Source organism: Streptomyces gottesmaniae, assembly GCF_031845845.1.
Lineage (GTDB): Bacteria > Actinomycetota > Actinomycetes > Streptomycetales > Streptomycetaceae > Streptomyces > Streptomyces akebiae.
Window position 1 is genome coordinate 24,732 of record NZ_JAVRFJ010000018.1, and the last position, 18,317, is coordinate 43,048.

The following is an 18,317-nucleotide window of genomic DNA, read 5'->3' on the forward strand; positions in this document are numbered from 1 at the left end:
TGATCGCACACTCCACGTTATGCAGGTAATTACCTGCATGTCAATCACCCGAGGGTCGGCACACACTGACGCCGTGAGTCGGACTTTCAGCGCATGGGTGACCTCCGGTGCGGAGCTGCTCGGTGTCACCGGCCCGTTCCCCGTCGACGTTCCGTGGTGGGCCGAGGTCGCGCCCGTCGTGGAGCGGCTGGAACGCGCACTCGGGGTGAGAGTGTTCGTGTTGCGGATGCTGGCGGTCGACGGGGGTGAGAGCGGGCGCGACGGTCATGTCACGTACCACGTGGAGGCGTTGGAGCCTCCCGGGCCCGGCAGGCTGGAACGATGCCCCGAGGACCGCGGACCGTTGGACACGGACGACCCCCTGCGCTCCCCGTGGGCACGCGCCGACGGGCTGCGGGAACTGCTCGGCTGGGCCTCGGGGGCCCTGGCCGCGCTGGGGCGGCCGGTGACGGGACCGGTCGACCAGCAGCGGACCTGGAACCTGGCGGGCCTCTTCCGGCTGCCCACCGGGCAAGGACCGGTCTGGCTCAAGGCGACACCGCGCTTCGCCTCCGACGAGGCCGCCGTCATCTCCGCGTTCGCCCGGGTGGACCCGGGACTCGTTCCGGCTGTCCTCGCCGCCGGTGAGCGGCGGGTGCTGCTGGAGCACATCCCCGGCGAGGACTGCTGGTCGGCCGACGCCGCGACGGTCGAGGCGGGCATACGCCGTATGGTCGCCGCACAGGCGGCCCTGGCCGGCCGACGGCCACCCGGACTGCGGGACCGACGGGATCCGGTCCTGGGCCAACTGGCGCACGACCTGCTCGACGGGCGGGCCGCACTGGACATCACCGAACAGGAACGGGACAGCGCAAGGGCGTTGGCGGGCCGCTGGGACCGACTCGCGCAGTGCGGCCTCCCGGACACGCTGGTGCACGCCGACTTCCATCCGGGCAACTGGCGCAGCGACGGCCGGCCACCGGTCGTCGTGGACTTCGCCGACGCCCACTGGGGCAACCCCGTACTGGACTGCCTGCGCCTTTACGACTTCCTGCCCGAGGCGGTACGTCCCACGGCCGTCCGGGCCTGGGTCGACGCCTGGAGGGCCCACGCTCCGGAGAGCGACCCCGCCCGCGCACTCAGCCTGGCCGAGCCACTGGCACACCTCGCCTACGCCGTGCGCTACCAGGAGTTCCTCGACGGCATCGAGTCCTCGGAACGGCCGTACCACGAGGGCGACCCGGCGACGGTGATCCGCGAGGCCCTGCGCCGCGCGACGCGTCCGAGCCTCGGCTCGGCGGAAGTGGCGGGCTAGATGGATCGTGCCGAAGTACTGCTCATCGGCGGTCGGGCCGGGGTCGGCAAGTCGACGGTGGGCTGGGAGATCTCCGATCGGCTGCGGCTCGCCGAGGTGGCGCACGCCCTCATCGAGGGCGACTTCATGGGGCAGGTGCACCCGGCTCCCGCCGACGATCCGCACCGCGCCGCGATCGTCGAGCGCAACCTCGCCGCGGTCTGGGGCAACTACGCCGCCCTCGGTCACCGGCGGCTCGTCTACACCAACACCCTGAGCGTGCTCTCCGAGACCGCGGCCACCTTCCGACGCGCCATGGGCGCCGACGTCCGCATCGTGCGGGTGCTGCTGACCGCCTCCGACGCGACGACCGAACGGCGGCTGAGGGGGCGGGAGATCGGCTCCGAGCTGGAGCGGGAACTGGCCGGCAGCGCCCGCAAGGCACGGCTGCTGGACGAACGGGCACCGGCGGACACCCTCCGCGTCGCGACCGACGGGCGCACCGTCATGGACATCGCGGCGGAGGTGCTCGCCGTCACGGGATGGGTGCCGGAGGCCTGACGCGCGCCGGGCGCCTGACGGGCCGGCAGGCACCGGACGGATGGCGGACACCGGACTGGTGGCCGACACCGGACTGGTGGCCGACACCGGACTGGTGGCGGACCCGTGAAGAAGATGAAACGGAAACGGACTGCACTCGCGTTCGAAGGGCACTCGCACGGTTGCGGGGATCCCGACGACAAGGGGCGGAGTTCAGATGGAGATCGACGGCATCATCAGTGCCATCGTCATCGGCATTGTCATAGGCGTACTCGGCCGACTCGTCGTACCGGGTCGCCAGCGCATCGGCATCCTGCTGACGATCCTCGTGGGCATCGTCGCCGCGCTGATCGGCAGCGCGCTCGCCGCGGGGATCGGTGTGGCCGACACCGGCGGCGTCGACTGGATCGAGTGGCTCATCCAGATCGCCCTGGCGGCCCTGGGCATCTTGGCACTGGACCGTACCCGGGCCCGCCGCTGAGCGGACCCGGGAGCGACGGCGGGCGCCCGCGCCCGTCCGGAATCGCGTTGCGGACGAACGCGCCCGGCGGCTAGCGTCGCCGGGCGCCGCCGTTCGTCCGTCGACCGCCCCCCGGAGCCCCGTTGCCGCCCCGCGTCACCCACCTCACGCACCTCACCGATCCCACGGTCACCCCGTCGAGCCGTCGGTCGGCCTGGCTGGCGTCCGGGGAGGACGGCACACCCCTCGGGACGGCCTTTCTGCGGCTGTTCACCAAGGACGGGCAGGCCCATCTCGCGGAGCTGGACATCACCGTGCACCCGGCCGAGCGGCGGCGGGGCGTCGGCACCGCGCTGCTCGACGCGGCGATCGCCTCGGCGCGCGACGAGCGGCGACGTGCCGTCATCGCCCAGGCCGACCGGGACTCCCCCGCCCACGCGTTCCTCGCGGCACGCGGCTTCCGCCAGGTGCTGTCGCTGGTGTACGCCCGGCTCGAACTCGCCGGGATCGACCAGGACCACTTCACCCGGATCCTCGAACAGCTGTGTCCGGGCTACCACTTGACCCACTGGACGGGCGTCGTACCGCCGGAGCTCGCCGACACCTACGCCGCCTCGCGCCGCGCGATGGACGACATGCCGATGGGCGACACCGACTACGGCACGGTCGTCTGGGACGTCGAGCGGGTCGTGGCGGCCGCCGAGGCGATCGCGAAGCGCGGCGACGTGCTGCACACCGTGGCCGCCGTGCACACGTCGAGCGGCACGATCGTCGGGTTCTCGGAGCTGGTCCTGCCGGGGCTGGTCCTGCCGGGCGACGGCAAGGGCGAGGGGCAGCACTACGGCACGGCCGTGCTGCCCGAGCACCGCGGCCGTGGTCTGGGGCTGCGGATGAAGGCGGAGGCGATCCGCCACGCCCACGGCCTGGCCCCTGAGCTGGCCCTGCTCACCGACACCGCCGAGGAGAACCTCCCCATGCGCCGGGTCAACGACGCCCTCGGCTACCGGCCCACGCACACGGCGATCGAGTACCAGCTCGACCTGTGACCGGCGGTCAGGCGGCCGCCGTGCTCCCCACCGCGTACTCGTACGGCGTGGTCGTCGTGAGCGGCTCGAAGCCCAGGCGGGCCAGGATCGGGCGGCTGCGGGCCAGCGCGTCGACCTGGACGTAGCGGTAGCCGCGGTCGGCCGCGACCCGGGCGCGGTGGGCGACCAGGGCCCGGTAGACGCCCCGGCCGCGCCAGCTCTCGACGGTGCCGCCGCCCCACAGCCCGGCGAAGCGGGTGCCGGGCAGCAGCTCCATCCGGGCGGCGCTCACCGGTACGTCCCCGGCGAGCGCCACGACGGCCACGACCGTCTCGGTGTCGCCGGTGAGCTGGGCCAGCAGCTGGTGACGCATCCGGGAGCTGTCGGTGCCGAAGGCCTTCTCGTGGACGTCGGCCACCAGATCCACGCCCGCGCGGTCGGTGACCGGCAGGATCCGCACACCCTCGGGCGGCTCGACGTCGAGAGTCAGGTCGGCGACCTCGGCGACCATCAGCGTCTCCTCCGGAGCGGGTGTGAAACCGGCCGTACGCAGACGGTGTCCCAGGTCGACGGGGAGATCGTGGCCGTACAGCTTCCATTCGAAGTCGCGTCCGAGGCCGGAGAAGTACCGGATCTGCTCGCTGATCGCCGCGTCGGCGCCCGCCTCGTCCAGGTCGGACCAGACGACGCCGCTCCAGCCCTGCTCGGAACCGACCTGGCGCACCACCCCGCCCACGCGCTCGATCCGGGCTCCGGGCCCGTCGGGGCGGGCGCCCTCTCGCATGTCCCGGTCGAACAGTGCCAGCACAGCAGCGTGATCCATGTGCTCACTCCATCATCAGTCGTTCACCCTGGCAACGGAATTCGACCGTTCTCCCACCACTCGGGCGCGTTGCGGGCGTACGCCCGGCGCCCCTCGCCGATCCGGCCCGGCGAGGGCCGTACGGGTGTCGTCGTGGGACCACGTGCGAGGCGGGCGCACGCCACGGGGTGCGGGCGCCGGGCGAGGGGTCGGTGGCCGAGCCGGTCGGAAGGCGCGGGTGACCCGCGTCGACGATTCCGCGCCCTGTGCGTCGGTACTGTCGTCGAGGACGACTGAGACCGGCGTGAGCGGGCAGGCGGTCCGGGTTCAGTCGTCGTCGTCCGGAGACTTCTCACCGATGCCCGAAGACGTGGTGCAGCAGACCCGCCCCTCCCCCGCCGCCCCGCCCCACGGGGAACGGCCCCGGGCGAGGCAGACCTCGCGGGACCCGTACTTCGACAACGCGAAGTACCTCACCATCGTCCTGGTGGCCTGCGGGCACGCGTGGGAGCCGCTGACGTACGGCAGCCGGACCGTGACGGCCGCGTACCTGACCGTCTACGCCTTCCACATGCCCGCCTTCGCCCTGATCTCCGGGTACTTCTCGCGGAGCTTCGACATGGCGCCCGGCCGGCTGAAGCGGCTGCTGACGGGCGTGGCCCTGCCGTACGTCGTGTTCGAGACGGCGTACACCCTCTTCTACCGGTGGGCGCAGGACGACCCGGGCTATCCGCTGAGCCTGCTGGACCCGTGGTACGTGATGTGGTTCCTGGTCGCGCTCTTCATCTGGCGGCTGACCACGCCCCTGTGGCTGATGCTGCGTCACCCGCTGCCGGTCGCACTGGGTTTGGCGACGCTGGCGGCGGTCTCACCGGATCTCGGCGGCGACGTCTCCATCCAGCGGGTGCTGGGTTTCCTGCCGTTCTTCGTCCTGGGACTGACCCTGCGGGCCGAGCACTTCGAACGGCTGCGCACCCGCCGGGTACGGCTGCTGCTCCCGGTCGGTCTCGGGGCGTTCCTGGTGGCCTACCGGGTGGCTCCGTGGTTCGACGCCGGCTGGTTCTACCACCGGGGCAGCGTCACCGGCCAGGGTGTGACCCGCTGGGCCGGCCTGCTGACCACGCCCGCCCTGTTCTGTCTGGCGGTGCTGCTGACGGCGTGCTTCCTGGCCTGGGTGCCGCGTCGGCACCTGTGGTTCACGGCGCTGGGCGCGGGCACGATGTACGGCTATCTGCTGCACGGCTTCGTGATCAAGTGGGCGCGCTTCCGGGACTGGTACGCCGTCGAGTGGCTGCACACCCCGCTCGGGGAACTCGCCGTCACGGCCGTGGCGATCGGCGGCATCACCCTGCTGTGCACCTCCCCCGTGCGAGCCGCGCTCCGCTGTGTCGTCGAGCCACGCATGGAGTGGGCCTTCCGCCCGGGCGCCACCGCCCCGCCCGCCGAGCCGAGCGACGCCGCTCCGTCCTCCCCGGAGACCCGGCGCAGCGCCTCCACCGGACGTCCCGCGGAAGGCCCTTAGAGCTGTTCAGATGGATCTCCGCGGCGTCCGGCACGCACGCTCGCTCGCCGCACCGGACGCCGCTCCTTCTCTCACGGAGATCATCAGAAGGGCCCCGGGTCCTGCCGCCCCATTCCCGGGAGGGGCCGTGCGGGGCCTCGCCGCCGTCTGCCGGGCGTGAGCATCCTCCTCAGCGCGCCGTCGGCCGCCGTAACCCCGGCGCCCAGGCTCAGCGGGAACCGCCGGGCTCTCCGCCCTGGCGTTCCTGCCGGTCGGCGGCGTAGTGGTCGTACAGCAGCCGCCCACCGCCGGGGCCGTCGGTGATGCCGTCGCCGCCGGCGTCCTCGCCTTCGGGGCACTCCCTGCAACCTACATGGACACTTGCTTGTTTATTGACAAGTGTCCATTATCGTCGTCATGAAGCAGGAACCCTCCGAGCCGACGACACCCCAGCCGCCCATGGACCGCCGGGTCCGCCGTTCCCGGTCCGCGTTGATTCGCGCGGCGATCGCCCTGGTCACCGAGCGGGGCACCACCGCCGTCCCGGTGTCGGAGATCGCCGAGGCCGCGGATGTCAGCCGCCAGGTGCTGTACCAGCAGTTCGGGGACCGCGACGGACTACTGCTCCAGGCCGGGCTCGACCTCGCCCGGCGCGAACTGATCGAGAGCCCCCCGTACGACTCGGCGGACATGACCGATCACGCCGGAGTGCTGGCCATGGCACGGCACTTCGCGGAGCACCGGGGCTTCTACCGCGCGATGCTCACCGGGTCCTGCGCGTTCGACCTGAACAAGGCGCTGACCGAGCTGCTCGTCCCGGTCAACCGGGAGTTCGTACGACAGCGGTACGGCGGCCACCTCGACCCGGAGTTGGTCGACGACCTCGCCACGTTCCTGACCGGCGGCGCCTCCGCCGTCGTCAACACCTGGGTCGTGGAAGGCGAAGAACCGCTCGACCCCGAGAAGTTCACCGACCGGCTCCTGCGGATGGCGCCCGTGGTCGCCGCCGCGCCGGGCCGGTCCACCCCACCCCCACCGCACCAGGAGCGACACCGGTGAACCTGAGCAGCCATCTGATCCAGCGCGCGGTGAAACTGCCCCCGCCGCTCACCCGGAACCTCGTCGTCGAGCGCGACATACGGGTACCGATGCCCGACGGAGTCGACCTGCTGGCCGACCGCTGGGCGCCGCGTACCGGCGCCGAGGGCCTGCCGACCGCGCTGATCCGCAGCCCGTACGGCAGGCGGGGCCTGCTCGCCGCCGGGACCGTCAGGCCACTGGCCGAGCGGGGCTACCAGGTACTGATCCAGAGCACCCGCGGCGGCTTCGGCTCCGGCGGCACCTTCGACCCCTTCCTGCGAGAGCGCGAAGACGGCCTCGCGACCCTTGAGTGGCTGGTCGAGCAGCCGTGGTGCGGCGACGCGATCGTGCTGGTCGGCAGCAGTTACATGGGCTACGTGCAGTGGGCGGTGGCCGACCGGCTGCCGCCGCAGGTCAAGGCGATGATCCCGCACGTGACGGAGTCGGCGCTGACCCTGGAGTTCTTGCGCGGCGACGGGATGTCCCTGCAGACGCCGTTCGGCTGGGGCGCCATGGTCGCCAAGCAGGAGCGGCCCTTCGGGATGCTCCGGCACACCTTGGATCTGAAGCGGGTCCGCCGCGCCCTCGACACCCTGCCCCTCGCCGACGCCGACCTGGCCGCCCTCGGCCACCGCTCGGACTACATCCAGGCGATCCTCGCCCACGACGCCGACGACCCGCACTGGACCGGCCTCGACCACCGCGACCGGGTGGCCGACGTGACCGTGCCGGTCAGCTCGATCGGCGGCTGGTACGACATCTTCCTGCCCGGCCAGATACGCGACTTCACGACCCTCCAGGCAGCCGGCCGCCCGGCCCGCCTCACCATCGGTCCCTGGACGCACATGTCGGTCGACAACACCGTGATCCGCGAGGCCCTCGAGTTCGGCCTCGCCCACGCACGCGGCGCACAGCCGCCCGAGCGCGCCACGGTACGGCTGTACGTCACGGGTGAGGAGGCCTGGCGCGACTTCGAGTCCTGGCCGCCGAAGGGGTACCAGGAGCAGCGCTTCCACCTCCACACCGGCGGGACCCTGGCCGTGGAACCGGCCGCCGCCTCGCATACCGACACCTACCGCTACGACCCGGCGGACCCCACCCCCTCCGTCGGCGGAGTGGTCATGGTGCCCGGCGCCGGACGCACCGACAACACCGCGCTCGAGGCCCGCACGGACGTGCTCACCTACACCACCGCGGTGCTGGACGAGGACGTCGAGGTCGTCGGCGAGGTGAGCGCCGAGATCTGGTTCCGCTCCAGCCTGCCGTACGCCGATGTCTTCGTCCGCCTCTGCGAGGTCGACGCGACGGGCCGCTCGACCAACGTCTGCGACGGTCTGACCAGCCTGAGCGGCGCCGACGAACTCGGCCGCGCCACCGTCCGGTTGTGGCCGACCGCCCACCGCTTCCGGCGCGGCCATCGCATCCGGGTCCAGGTCTCCAGCGGCGCCTTCCCGCGCTACGCCCGCAACACCGGCACCGGCGACCCCCTCGCCACGGCCACCACCCTCCGCGTGGCCGACCAGAGCGTGCACCACGGCCCGGAGCACCCCTCGGCGGTGATCCTGCCGGTGCGCGCGGCCTAGGGGGAGTGTCGAAAGTCCCGCACAGCACCCACACAGGGCTTTCGACACACCCCCTAGCCGAGTTCCAGCGTGGTGACCCCGAAGACGCGCTCCGCCGCGTACGGTCGGATCGGGCCGGTGTACATGCGGGCCGTCTCGAAGGAGGGCGTCAGGCCGTACTCCTCGACCAACGCCACGGCCTCCGCGTTCGGCTCCGGCACGTCGACGGCCAGCTCTCGGCCCGCGGCCTCGGCGGCCAGGCCGGCGAACAGCGCGCGGGCGTCGTCGGCGGTGTCGGCGAACAGGGGACCGATGCGCAGGGCGTCCCGGCCGGGCCTGATGACGCCGTAGCCGGTGAGCCGCCCGTTGACGATCCGCGCGAGGGCCCGGTGTCCCTCGGCGGTCAGCCAGTGCTCCAGGAAGCGGGGTCGGTCGGCCGGGTGACAGGTCCCGTCGTACGCCGCGAGGAGCCCGGCGTCGCGCACGGGCCGGACATCGGCGGGTACGGCGGGCTGCGGCACCACGCCGGAGTAGCGGAAGGTGCGGTGGGCGGGCTCGAAGCCGGACTGCCGGTAGTTGTCCTGCTGCGCGACCACGCCGTCGAGGCCCACGGTGCGGTCGCCCGCGTGGGCGAGCGCGGTCTTCCAGGTGGCGAGGCCGTGGCCCTGGCCGCGCAGGTCCGGGCGGACCAGGTAGAAGCCGAGGAAGGCGTAGTCGTCGCCGTAGGTGACGACGGAGACGGAGGAGACCGGCTCCCCGTCGAGCCGGCCGATGAAGAAGCCCTCGGGGTCCTGTGCGAAGAAGCAGGCCGGGTCCGAGAGGCCCGGGTTCCAGCCCTCGTCCCCCGCCCACCGGGCGACCACCGCCCAGTCGTCCAGCGTGGCCCGGGTGACGACGAGGTCCTGATGGCCCGGAGAGGTCATCTCTGCGCTCCTTCGCTGAGGTCGCGAGTGCGCGGCCGCCGTGCGACCGCGGGCCCGGTGGTCGGCCGTGCCCCGCAGCATCCTCGCCGAAGCCCGATCACGGCCGCGACGCCGGAAACGGCCGACCTCGCGGCACGCCGGGCCGGTCCGACGGCCCGGTTCACGCGTACGGGCTACTCGCACGCCGCGGGGTACGTCCCGGGACGGCGGAGAGTACGACGCCTGCGGGCCGCCCGCTCGCCGGGAGGCGTGGCCCCGAGGGGCCGCCTATGGTGATCCGGGGGTCGTCCCCGGCCGCCCTGGCCGGGCTTCCCTGGAGGCACGCATGCGGTCAACGCACAGACGGCGCCCTCTCACCGGAGCCGCGGTCGCGGTGCTCGCCCTGCTGGGGGCCGGGCTGCCCGCCCTGACGGCGGGCGCCGACGACGACAGGAACGCCGGCCGGTCCGACCTGAGCCGCTTCTACGACCAGAAGATCAAGTGGTCGAAGTGCGAGGGCATGGAGATGCCCCGGGATCTGCGTTGCGGCAAGGTCACCGTGCCGATCGACTACACCCGGCCCCAGGCCGGGACCCTCGACCTGGCGATGGCCCGCTATCGGGCCACCGGCGACTCACGCGGCTCGCTGCTGCTGAACTTCGGCGGCCCCGGCGGCCCCGGAGTGCCCGAACTCGCCTACGCCGGCGAGGACTTCATGGACCTCACCAAGGGCTACGACGTCGTCTCCTTCGACCCGCGCGGCGTGGGCCGCTCCTCCCCGGTCAGCTGCGGCGACGGCACCGACGAGGCCCTGGAGGCGACCGACGGCGGTGAGGACGCCGACGACCCGAAGGCCGCGCTCGAACGGCTGCGGCGGGCGGCCGCCGAATGCCAGGAGAACTCCGGCCCGGTGCTGCCGCACATAGGCACCCTCAACGCCTCCCGCGACCTCGACGTGATGCGCGCCGCCCTCGGCGACGAGAAGCTCAACTACCTCGGCTTCTCCTACGGCACCCGGCTGGGCGCGGTGTACGCCGCGCAGTTCCCCGAGAAGGTGGGCCGGATGGCCCTCGACGGGGTGGACACCCTGAGCGAACCGCTGACCGAGCAGGGTCTGGTGGGTGCCCAGGGTCAGCAGACCGCGCTGGAGGACTACCTGGACGCCTGCACCGAGGAGCTGACGTGCCCGTTCGGGCAGGACTCCCGCTCGGCCCGTGAGCAGGTCGTGGCGCTGGTCGACTCGCTGGACGAGAACCCCCTGCCGTCGGACTTCGGGCCGGACTTCACGGGCCAGGACCTGGTGGGCGCCATCAGCCACGCCCTCTACAGCGAACAACTGTGGCCCATGCTCACCCAGGCGCTCAACATGCTCGTCCACGACGGGGACACGCGAGGCGTCATGGCGCTCACGGGCGGCGGCTTCGCCCCACCGTCCACCCCCTACCGCGGCTCGGCGCCGGCCCGCCCGCACGAACCCGTCGACCCCACCCCGTCCGGCAGCCCGACCCCGCACGACGGCCTGGTCGACATCGAGGAGATCCCGCTGGACAACCTCCCCGCCGCGCTCATGGCGATCAACTGCGCCGACGACCCCGACCGGCCCACCGCGAAGAAGATCGCCGACAATCTGGAGGACCTGCGCGCCGCCTACGAGGACGCCTCCCCCGTGTTCGGCCGGTACCGGCTCACCCAGGTGCTGATGTGCTACGGCCGCCCGCCGGGAACCGATTTCATCCGCGAGGAGGTGCGGAACGTCGACACCCCGAAGATGCTGCTCGTGGGCACCCGGGGCGACCCGGCCACCCCGTACCGGTGGACGGTGGAGACGGCGAAGCGGCTCGGCTCGTCGGCGGTCGTCCTCGACAACAAGGGCAAGGGGCACACCGGGTACGGGTCGTCGAAGTGCGTGCACGAGAAGGTCGACGACTTCCTGCTGTTCGGGACGCTGCCGGACGACGGGAGTTCATGCGGAGTCGACGATTGAGCATCGGGCGTGCAACACGCGCGCATCCGGCACAACCCCGGGCGCATCTCGGCCGTCACACTGGGCAGACGTCACGTTTGCCCGTGCCGTACCCGTATGTGACCGAAACTGGGGGATTCCACCGATGCGTATCCGCTCCTTGCTCACCGTCTCCACCGTCGCCACCGCCGGCGCCGCGCTCCTCCTCACCGCCGCCCCTCAGGGGCTCGCCGCACAGCCCGCCGCGAAGACCCCGGTCTGCAAGTCGAAGGTCCTCAAGCTGGCGGCCAAGCAGGCGAAGGACGCGCGGATCGTGCACATCAGCGTCCAGAACACCGGCACCCGCGCCTGCACGATCGACCGCCTTCCCGTCGTCACCTTCGGCGACCTCGACGGGGCGGCCCAGCCGGTGCCGTCGGGCGAGAGCGGCCCGTACAAGGTCGGCGCGGGGAAGACGGTGTACGCCGCGGTCCGCACGATCGCCGACCTCAAGGACCCGGAGGCGCGTCGCGTCGGCACGATCACGGTGTCGGCCAACCCCAACCTCTACGGCCGCACCTTCACGCTGAAGCAGCTGGGCGCCGCCAAGAAGGTGAAGGTCTGGGAGCCCGTGACGACCTGGTGGAAGCCGTCCAAGGCCGCCGCCGACAAGGCGCTGAAGAAGGAAGTCGGCTGACCCCCACCACAGGCGTCACGTCGATGAGCCCGTCGTGCGCACCCTCACCGGTGCGCGCCGACGGGCTCTTTCGCCGCACCCGGCCGCCTGTGCGAGCGGCCCGCGCGGGGCAGCCGATTACCCCAAATGCCCGATGCGTGAATCAGTCCTATCGTGAAGAGATGGAGCATGCCCTCAGTCCCACGACCCTCATCGAACTGCGCCGTCCGCGGCCCTATCCCGCGGTCTCGGTACTGACGCCGACGCACCGCCGGGAGCCCGAGAGCGCCCAGGACCCGGTCCGGCTGCGCAACGTCGTGGCCGAGGCGAAGAAGCGGCTGGAGCACGATCCCGCCGTCACCCGGGAGCGGCGCAACGACGTCGTCGAGCAGCTGGACCGGGCACTGGCCGAGGTGGATCTGACGCACGCCGAGGACGGCCTGGCCATCTTCGCCGCGCCCGGTGAGCACCAGGTGTGGTCGCTGACCCGCCCGGTGCCGGAGCGTGTGGTGCTCTCGGACACCTTCCTCACCCGGAACCTGGTGGCCGCGCAGGCCGCCGAGCGGCCGTTCTGGGTGCTCGCGGTCTCCGCCGACCGGGTCACCCTGTGGAACGGCGCCGGCCACCGCGTCACCGAGGCGCGTGTCGGAGGGTTCCCGATGACCAGGGACCGCGACAACTTCGACGCCGAGCGGCAGGAGCGGATCGGCGATCTGCCGTCCACCTTCCGCGACGAGGACATCCGGCACTTCCTGCGCGACGCCGACACCGCGGTGGCCCGGGTGCTGCGCACCCGGCAGCGGCCCCTGTACGTCACCGGCGAGACGGCGGCACTGTCCCTGCTCGACGAGATCGGCACGGTCACCCGGGACGCCGCCCACATCCCCCACGGCGGTCTCGCGCACGGCACCCCGGAGGCGGTGTGGCAGGCGGTCCGGCCCATGGTCGCCGCCGAGGACCGCAGGAACGTCGACACCGTGGCGCGCCGGCTCGAAGCGGCGCGCGGCCACAAGACGTTCGCCGCCGGGGTCGACGAGGTCCGCCAGAACGCCCAGCAGGGCCGGATCCAGCTGCTGGCCGTCGAGGAGAACTTCCGGACGGCCGTCCGCGCGGACGGTGACGGCGGCGGGCATCTGGTGCCGGCCGACAGCGGCGACCTCGACGTCCGCGAGGACATCGTGGACGAGATCGTCGAGCGGTGCCTGGACACCGGCGCGGAGGTCCGCTTCGTCCCCGACGGCACGCTCGGCGACGCCCGGGGCATCGCGGGCGTCCTGCGCTACTGAGCCCCGCCCCGGACCCGCCGCGGCGCCGCCGCGAGGGACCTCAGACACCCCGCAGGAGGGATGTCAGGCCCCGGTCGAGCGCGGGGCCCACCTCCTCGCTCCCGGCGGCGACGACGGCGTAGCTGCGCAGCAGAAAGCGCTGGATCGCCGCCCTCTCGAACCGGAGCAGGGCCATGCCGTACGGGGAGTGCAGCTCCACCACCGTGCGGAACCGGCCGCTGGGCCGGATGCGCACGTCACCGGCGCCCGCGGGGGTCCGTACGCCCTCCTCCAGCAGTCCGCGGGAGAACGTCCACGTCACCATGGAACCGTTCAGCGAGATGTCGGCCGGGAAGTCGAGGTGCACGGCCAGCGGATCGTCGGAGGAATAGCGCAGGCTCGCGGGCACCGGGACCTCCCGGTCCTCGTCGGTGACGAGGAGCGCGCGGGCGGGCTGTTCCAGCGTGACGGTCATGAACGGTCTCCGTTTCGGATGAAGCTCTTCCTGCCGAGAGGTTTCGCAGGACGCGGCCTCCTGGATTCACCTCTGTGACCCATGTCACTCATCGACCCGGGGGAACGCTCGTACATATGCCCCTCGAACAGGGGAATGAATGAGGTGTGAATGCGGTCGACGGTCCGTCAAGTCACGTACGATTCCTACGACTTGGGCCCTCGGGGCGCGTATGGACCCGCAGTGGGCGACCCCGACCGCGAGGACGCTGGCATATGCCGGAAGCACCACCGTATCGTGTCTTGCCAAATCCCTTACAGCGCGTCGCGGGCTGTGCAACAGTCGTAATCGGCCCTTACGTCAGCGTTGGTCGTACCGTCCCCCATCGGAGTACGTGATGCCGTCCCCTCTCTCTGCGGATCGCCCCGCCGCCCAGCCGCCCCGACGCGGCACGGTCGACGCGCTCATCTCGCAGACGCGACGGCTGCGAGGCGATGTGGACGCCGTACGACGTGACGCGCCCGCCGACGAAGCCGATCCCGAGATCCGCTGGCAGCGGGCGCTCTACGATCTGGCTCTGCATCAACTGAGCGATCTCGACGACCACTTGGCCCAACTGCGGGACGGCCCCGCCCCGCCCCCCGTCCCCCCGGACACGGTCGGCGTCCCGGTCGCGCCTCCCCCGGCCCCCCGGCGCGAATCGCTGCTCAGCCGCGTCGGCAGCGCCGAGTGGAACCTCCTGACGGACGAGGCCAGCTGGTCCGGCGAGCTGTTCCAGATCCTCGGCCGCGACCCCACCGCCCCACCGCTCACCCTGGACGAACTGCCGTCGCTGGTTCTCGACGAGGACCGTCCACGACTGACGGCGATGGTCACGGACTGCCTCATCGACGCGCAACGCATCGACGGGGAGTTCCGGATCGTGCTCCCCGACGGCGCAGTGCGCACCGTGCACATGATGGGCGAGCCCGTGCTCGACGACGACGGCGGTACGGCCTCCATGTGGGCCGTCCTGCGGGACGTCAGCGAACTGCGGCGCAGCCAGCGGGTGGTGAGCGAGACCCGTGACTCGCTGCACCGCCAGCGGCACGTCGCACAGACCGAGCACCGGCTCGCGGTCGAGCTGCAGGAGGCCGTGCTGCCGCCGTGGCGCGGCTCCCTGCGGCTCCCGCAGCAGGGCCCCGAGAAGCTGGACCTGGCCGCCCACTACCTGCCCTGCTCGACGAGTTCGCTGATCGGCGGCGACTGGTACGACGCCCTCGAACTGCCGGGCGGTGAGAGCCTGTTGAGCGTCGGCGACCTCACCGGGCACGGCGTCAGCGTGACCTCGGGCATGGCGATGCTGATCGGCGCGCTGCGCGGCATGGCGATGTCGGGCACCGAACCGGGCCGGCTGATGGCCTGCCTCAACCAGTTACTGGACACCACCGTGCAGCCGGCGCTCGGCAGCGCGGTCTGCTGCCGCTACCGGCCGGCGACCCGCACCCTCGTCTGGGCGCAGGCCGGGCACCCCGCCCCGCTGCTGTTCCGCGACGGGACGGGGCGCGTGCTGCCCCCGCCGGAGGGTGTGCTGCTCGGAGCGACCTCGGGTGCCGTCTACGGGCAGGCCGAAGTGACGCTCGAACAAGGCGATCTGCTGCTCCTGCACACCGATGGGCTGGTCCCCCGGCGGGGAGGAGAGGCAGCCGTCCAGCGGCTGTTGGACCTGGCCCCCCGGTTCGGCGAGGCGCGTACGGCCCAGGAGTGCGTACGGACGGTGCTGGAGGAGTTCGGCGAGAGGGAGCGTACGGACGACGCGTGCGTGCTCGTCGCCCGAGTCAGCTCCTGAGGAGCGGGCCCCTCACGGTCACGCCAGGGCGCCGCCACCCTTGTTCTTCGACTGGGGCTTGGGCAGGGAGAGCTTGATCTCCTCCCGCAGGTCCTGGATCTTCGGATAGCTGGAGTACTGACCGGTGAGCCGGTACATCTCACGCAGCCGGTCCCAGGTGCGGTGGGAGGAGTTGGAGCCCATCGACGCCAGCGCCAGCCGCGCGTACCCGCTCGCCTGCTCCGGGTCGTCGCCGATGAAGCACGCCGAGGCCATCGACAGGTAGTCGAAGATCTGCGACCTCCCCTGGGCGTTCGTCCTGAGGTCCAACGCCTTCTCCGCGTAGTGCCGGGCGTGCTGGGCCGCGGCCGGTTCGTGCTCCGCGAGGGTGCGGTAGGCCAGGGCCTGCATGCCGTACAGATCCGCCTCGTTGAACATCTGCATCCAGCTCGGCGGCGGCACGTCCCCCCGTTCGGAGACGAACAGGTCCTCGGCCTGGCCGAGGGTGCGGCGCATGGCCTGGCCCTTGCCCATGGAGGCCTGCGCCCAGGCCTCGACGGTGTGGAGCATGGCCTTGGTGCGCGGCAGGACCTGCTCGCCGGATCCGGACTGGGCGAGTTTCATGAGGTCCAGCGCCTCGTCGGGCTTGCCGAGGTGCACCAGTTGTCGGGCCGCCCGGGAGAGGGCCTCGCCGGCGCGGGGCCGGTCACCGCCCTCCCGGGCGGCGTGGGCGGCGATGATGAAGTACTTCTGGGCGGTGGGTTCGAGGCCGATGTCGTGCGACATCCAGCCGGCGAGGACGGCGAGGTTGGCGGCGACGCCCCACAGGCGCCTCTGGAGATGTTCGGGGTGGCGGTAGGAGAGCATGCCTCCCACCTCGTTGAGTTGTCCCACGACTGCCTTGCGCTGCAGCCCGCCGCCGCGGGCCGCGTCCCAGGCCCGGAACACCTCGACCGAGCGCTCCAGTTCCTCGATCTCCTGCGACCCGATGGGGGCGGCCTCGTAACGGTCGAACCCGGCGGGGTCGGCGTGCAGGGGGTCGTCGATTTCCGGGGCGTCGGCCGCGAGGGCCGGATCGGTGTGCAGCCAGTCGTGCATGGCGCTGCTGAGTGCGGATCCCGCGGTGAGCGCGACGCCCGCACCCACCAAGCCGCGTCGGTTGAGCATGAGGTCCATTCCCGTGAATTCGGTGAGGACCGCGGCAGTCCGTTCGGGCGCCCACGGCACACCGTCGGGATGTTCCACACTCCCGCCGCCCTGCCGTTTCCCCGTACGCCCGTGCCGGACCAGACCGAGGTCCTCGATGGTCACGACACGGCCGAGACGCTCGGTGAACAGCGCCGCCAGCACCCGTGGCACGGGATCGCGCGGGATCTCTCCCATGTCGATCCACCGCCGTACCCGTGAGGTGTCGGTCGCCAGCTGGGGGTGGCCCATGGCCGCCGCCTGCCGGTTGACCAGCCTCGCGAGCTCTCCCTTGGACCAGCCGGCCAGGCCGAACAGGTCTGCGAGTCGGGTATTGGGTTGTCCGCTCACGTCAAGCCCCCAGGTTCTCGGCTGAGTTGAATGTAGCCCGCTGTCAGTTGCTCGGGGACTATTCGCCAGGCTTCGCCAGGGTGCGCTAGATGGTGTGCCAGGGCCCATCCGGTGTCAGGTAGGAAAGCGCCACCCCGACCCGGTCGCCCCGACGGGCACTCCCCAGGGTGTCCCCGGTACGGCCGGGGCGGGTAGCGCGTGACATCGCCGGCACACGAAGGGATCTGTCTTCCCCCATGTACGCAGCATCGTCCTCCGTGTCCGCCCCTCCCCGGTCGCTGCACCCCCGCCAGCCGGGCAGCGGCGGCCCCTACCTCGACCCCACGCGTACGGCGGCCCCGATGCTCGGTGGCGGCCGGACGCGGCGTGTGCCGGGGCTCGGCACCCAACCGCTCAGCGGGAGACTCGACTTGTCCGGCCCTCAGGGCGCGCAGCTGCGCACGGCGATCGCCTCGGTGCATCGCATCTGTCCGGAGTTCACTCCGGTCCAGGTGCTGCGCCGCAGCGGCCGCTCGGTGCTGCTCGTCGGCACGACAGGGCGCAGCACGGCCGTCGCCAAGTGTTTACTGGACCATTCCTCCATCTGGGAGGAGCGGCTCCGGCACGAAATAGCCGCGTACCGCTCGTTCGTCCGGCACCGCCCACCCGTGCGGGCGCCGAGGCTGATCGCGGCGGACCCGGACAACTGCACCCTGGTCATCGAGCGGATGCCCGGCCGGGTGGCGGCCCTGCAGCGGCATCCGGTGGAGGCGCCGCCGCGCGCCGACATCCGGGCGGCGCTCGGCGCGATCTGCCGGCTGAACGCGTGGCGGCCACCGGCGGGGACGTTCGACGCCCCGCTGGACTACGCGGAACGGATCTCCCGCTTCCATGAGCTGGGTCTGCTCACCGACCGGGACATGGGCGATCTGCAGAAGCTCCTGCACGGCATCGCCCACGCGTCGGGCCGTCAGGGCATGGGCCAGTTCTGCCACGGCGACGCCCTCCTGTCGAACATCCTGCTCTCACCGGCCGGTCCAGTGCTGGTGGACTGGGAGCACGCGGGCTGGTACCTGCCGGGGTACGACCTGGCGACGCTGTGGGCGGTGCTCGGGGACGCACCGGTGGCGCGGCGGCAGATCAGTCAGCTGGCGCAGTCGGCGGGCCCGGCCTCCCGGGACGCGTTCCTGGTGAACCTGATGCTCGTGCTGACCCGCGAGATCCGTACCTACGAGACGGTCGTGCAGCGTTCGATGCACGACTCGACCCCGGCGGCACCGGGTCAGGCCCACCCGGCTGCTGCGCCGTCCGGCGAGGAACAGCGGCTGCTGCTCAGGCGGCTGCACGACGACTGCCAGCTGGCCCGCAAGGCCGTACGGGCGGCGGTCGGCACTCGCTGAGGGGATACGAAGGCCCGCGGTGTACCTGCGCAAGGGCGCACCGCGGGCCTTCGTCATGACCCGGGGTGGCCATGCACCCGGCAATCACCGGGGAAACCACCTCCCGGGGGCAT

Annotated in this window: 16 protein-coding genes; 12 read left to right on the forward strand and 4 right to left on the reverse strand. The window is 72.1% G+C overall.

Annotation, left to right across the window (positions count from 1 at the left end; all coding sequences use genetic code 11):
* Positions 1 to 73: 73 nt before the first annotated feature.
* The 4 genes from RM704_RS21130 (at position 74) to RM704_RS21145 (ending at position 3,319) form a co-directional block, all read left to right on the forward strand.
* The gene (locus RM704_RS21130) at positions 74 to 1,294 is read left to right on the forward strand and encodes an aminoglycoside phosphotransferase family protein (protein ID WP_311591017.1); all 1,221 of its coding nucleotides are present in this window, start codon (positions 74 to 76) and stop codon (positions 1,292 to 1,294) included.
* Positions 1,295 to 1,834 (forward strand): nucleoside/nucleotide kinase family protein, encoded by a 540-nt coding sequence (locus tag RM704_RS21135; protein WP_033526236.1) that lies wholly within the window; start codon positions 1,295 to 1,297, stop codon positions 1,832 to 1,834.
* A 196-nt stretch (positions 1,835 to 2,030) separates the two neighbouring features.
* Complete coding sequence (locus RM704_RS21140; RefSeq protein ID WP_033526237.1) at positions 2,031 to 2,294, forward strand: GlsB/YeaQ/YmgE family stress response membrane protein; 264 nt, start codon at positions 2,031 to 2,033, stop codon at positions 2,292 to 2,294.
* Between the two features lie 122 nt (positions 2,295 to 2,416).
* Positions 2,417 to 3,319, forward strand: coding sequence for a GNAT family N-acetyltransferase (locus tag RM704_RS21145; RefSeq protein WP_033526238.1), 903 nt, complete (start codon positions 2,417 to 2,419; stop codon positions 3,317 to 3,319).
* 7 nt (positions 3,320 to 3,326) lie between these two features.
* Here the strand turns inward: RM704_RS21145 and RM704_RS21150 are convergent, their stop codons facing one another.
* Positions 3,327 to 4,121: a GNAT family N-acetyltransferase gene (locus tag RM704_RS21150; RefSeq protein WP_033526239.1), complete on the reverse strand. Its 795-nt coding sequence runs from the start codon at positions 4,119 to 4,121 to the stop codon at positions 3,327 to 3,329.
* Positions 4,122 to 4,458: 337 nt separating this feature from the next.
* Here RM704_RS21150 and RM704_RS21155 point away from each other — a divergent pair, with 337 nt between their 5' ends.
* The 3 genes from RM704_RS21155 (at position 4,459) to RM704_RS21165 (ending at position 8,264) form a co-directional block, all read left to right on the forward strand.
* Complete coding sequence (locus RM704_RS21155; RefSeq protein ID WP_052145921.1) at positions 4,459 to 5,622, forward strand: acyltransferase family protein; 1,164 nt, start codon at positions 4,459 to 4,461, stop codon at positions 5,620 to 5,622.
* A gap of 396 nt (positions 5,623 to 6,018) precedes the next feature.
* Entirely contained in the window at positions 6,019 to 6,660 is a 642-nt protein-coding gene (locus RM704_RS21160; protein WP_033526240.1) for a TetR/AcrR family transcriptional regulator, read from the forward strand.
* Complete coding sequence (locus tag RM704_RS21165) at positions 6,657 to 8,264, forward strand: CocE/NonD family hydrolase (RefSeq protein ID WP_033526241.1); 1,608 nt, start codon at positions 6,657 to 6,659, stop codon at positions 8,262 to 8,264. Before RM704_RS21160 ends, RM704_RS21165 begins: the two co-directional genes overlap by 4 nt.
* A gap of 53 nt (positions 8,265 to 8,317) precedes the next feature.
* Here RM704_RS21165 and RM704_RS21170 read toward each other — a convergent pair whose 3' ends face one another.
* Positions 8,318 to 9,166: a GNAT family N-acetyltransferase gene (locus RM704_RS21170; protein WP_033526242.1), complete on the reverse strand. Its 849-nt coding sequence runs from the start codon at positions 9,164 to 9,166 to the stop codon at positions 8,318 to 8,320.
* A gap of 325 nt (positions 9,167 to 9,491) precedes the next feature.
* Between RM704_RS21170 and RM704_RS21175 the strand changes: the two genes are divergently transcribed.
* The 3 genes from RM704_RS21175 (at position 9,492) to RM704_RS21185 (ending at position 13,049) form a co-directional block, all read left to right on the forward strand.
* Complete coding sequence (locus tag RM704_RS21175) at positions 9,492 to 11,129, forward strand: alpha/beta hydrolase (RefSeq protein ID WP_033526243.1); 1,638 nt, start codon at positions 9,492 to 9,494, stop codon at positions 11,127 to 11,129.
* Positions 11,130 to 11,253: 124 nt separating this feature from the next.
* Positions 11,254 to 11,784, forward strand: coding sequence for a DUF4232 domain-containing protein (locus tag RM704_RS21180; protein ID WP_033526244.1), 531 nt, complete (start codon positions 11,254 to 11,256; stop codon positions 11,782 to 11,784).
* A gap of 161 nt (positions 11,785 to 11,945) precedes the next feature.
* A complete protein-coding gene (locus RM704_RS21185; RefSeq protein ID WP_033526245.1) occupies positions 11,946 to 13,049 on the forward strand; it encodes a baeRF3 domain-containing protein in 1,104 nt (367 codons plus the stop codon).
* 40 nt (positions 13,050 to 13,089) lie between these two features.
* Here RM704_RS21185 and RM704_RS21190 read toward each other — a convergent pair whose 3' ends face one another.
* Positions 13,090 to 13,503 carry an SsgA family sporulation/cell division regulator gene (locus RM704_RS21190; RefSeq protein ID WP_033526246.1) on the reverse strand — a complete coding sequence of 138 codons (414 nt, stop codon included), beginning with the start codon at positions 13,501 to 13,503 and terminating at the stop codon, positions 13,090 to 13,092.
* Positions 13,504 to 13,879: 376 nt separating this feature from the next.
* Between RM704_RS21190 and RM704_RS21195 the strand changes: the two genes are divergently transcribed.
* Positions 13,880 to 15,310: a PP2C family protein-serine/threonine phosphatase gene (locus RM704_RS21195; RefSeq protein ID WP_311591023.1), complete on the forward strand. Its 1,431-nt coding sequence runs from the start codon at positions 13,880 to 13,882 to the stop codon at positions 15,308 to 15,310.
* A gap of 18 nt (positions 15,311 to 15,328) precedes the next feature.
* On the opposite strand, the gene RM704_RS21200 is transcribed toward RM704_RS21195, so the two are convergent.
* On the reverse strand, positions 15,329 to 16,825 hold the full coding sequence (locus RM704_RS21200) for a DNA-binding protein NsdB (RefSeq protein ID WP_033526247.1): 1,497 nt from the start codon (positions 16,823 to 16,825) through the stop codon (positions 15,329 to 15,331).
* Between the two features lie 236 nt (positions 16,826 to 17,061).
* Between RM704_RS21200 and RM704_RS21205 the strand changes: the two genes are divergently transcribed.
* Entirely contained in the window at positions 17,062 to 18,204 is a 1,143-nt protein-coding gene (locus RM704_RS21205; RefSeq protein ID WP_033526248.1) for an aminoglycoside phosphotransferase family protein, read from the forward strand.
* The last annotated feature ends 113 nt before the right edge of the window (positions 18,205 to 18,317 follow it).

Coding starts and splice junctions, on each gene's coding strand:
- RM704_RS21140 (WP_033526237.1), top strand. CDS start 2,031: ATGGAGATCGACGGCATCATCAGTGCCATCGTCATCGGCATTGTCATA.
- RM704_RS21205 (WP_033526248.1), top strand. CDS start 17,062: ATGTACGCAGCATCGTCCTCCGTGTCCGCCCCTCCCCGGTCGCTGCAC.
- RM704_RS21195 (WP_311591023.1), top strand. CDS start 13,880: ATGCCGTCCCCTCTCTCTGCGGATCGCCCCGCCGCCCAGCCGCCCCGA.
- RM704_RS21135 (WP_033526236.1), top strand. CDS start 1,295: ATGGATCGTGCCGAAGTACTGCTCATCGGCGGTCGGGCCGGGGTCGGC.
- RM704_RS21190 (WP_033526246.1), bottom strand. CDS start 13,503: ATGACCGTCACGCTGGAACAGCCCGCCCGCGCGCTCCTCGTCACCGAC.
- RM704_RS21160 (WP_033526240.1), top strand. CDS start 6,019: ATGAAGCAGGAACCCTCCGAGCCGACGACACCCCAGCCGCCCATGGAC.
- RM704_RS21150 (WP_033526239.1), bottom strand. CDS start 4,121: ATGGATCACGCTGCTGTGCTGGCACTGTTCGACCGGGACATGCGAGAG.
- RM704_RS21155 (WP_052145921.1), top strand. CDS start 4,459: ATGCCCGAAGACGTGGTGCAGCAGACCCGCCCCTCCCCCGCCGCCCCG.
- RM704_RS21180 (WP_033526244.1), top strand. CDS start 11,254: ATGCGTATCCGCTCCTTGCTCACCGTCTCCACCGTCGCCACCGCCGGC.
- RM704_RS21170 (WP_033526242.1), bottom strand. CDS start 9,166: ATGACCTCTCCGGGCCATCAGGACCTCGTCGTCACCCGGGCCACGCTG.
- RM704_RS21175 (WP_033526243.1), top strand. CDS start 9,492: ATGCGGTCAACGCACAGACGGCGCCCTCTCACCGGAGCCGCGGTCGCG.
- RM704_RS21185 (WP_033526245.1), top strand. CDS start 11,946: ATGGAGCATGCCCTCAGTCCCACGACCCTCATCGAACTGCGCCGTCCG.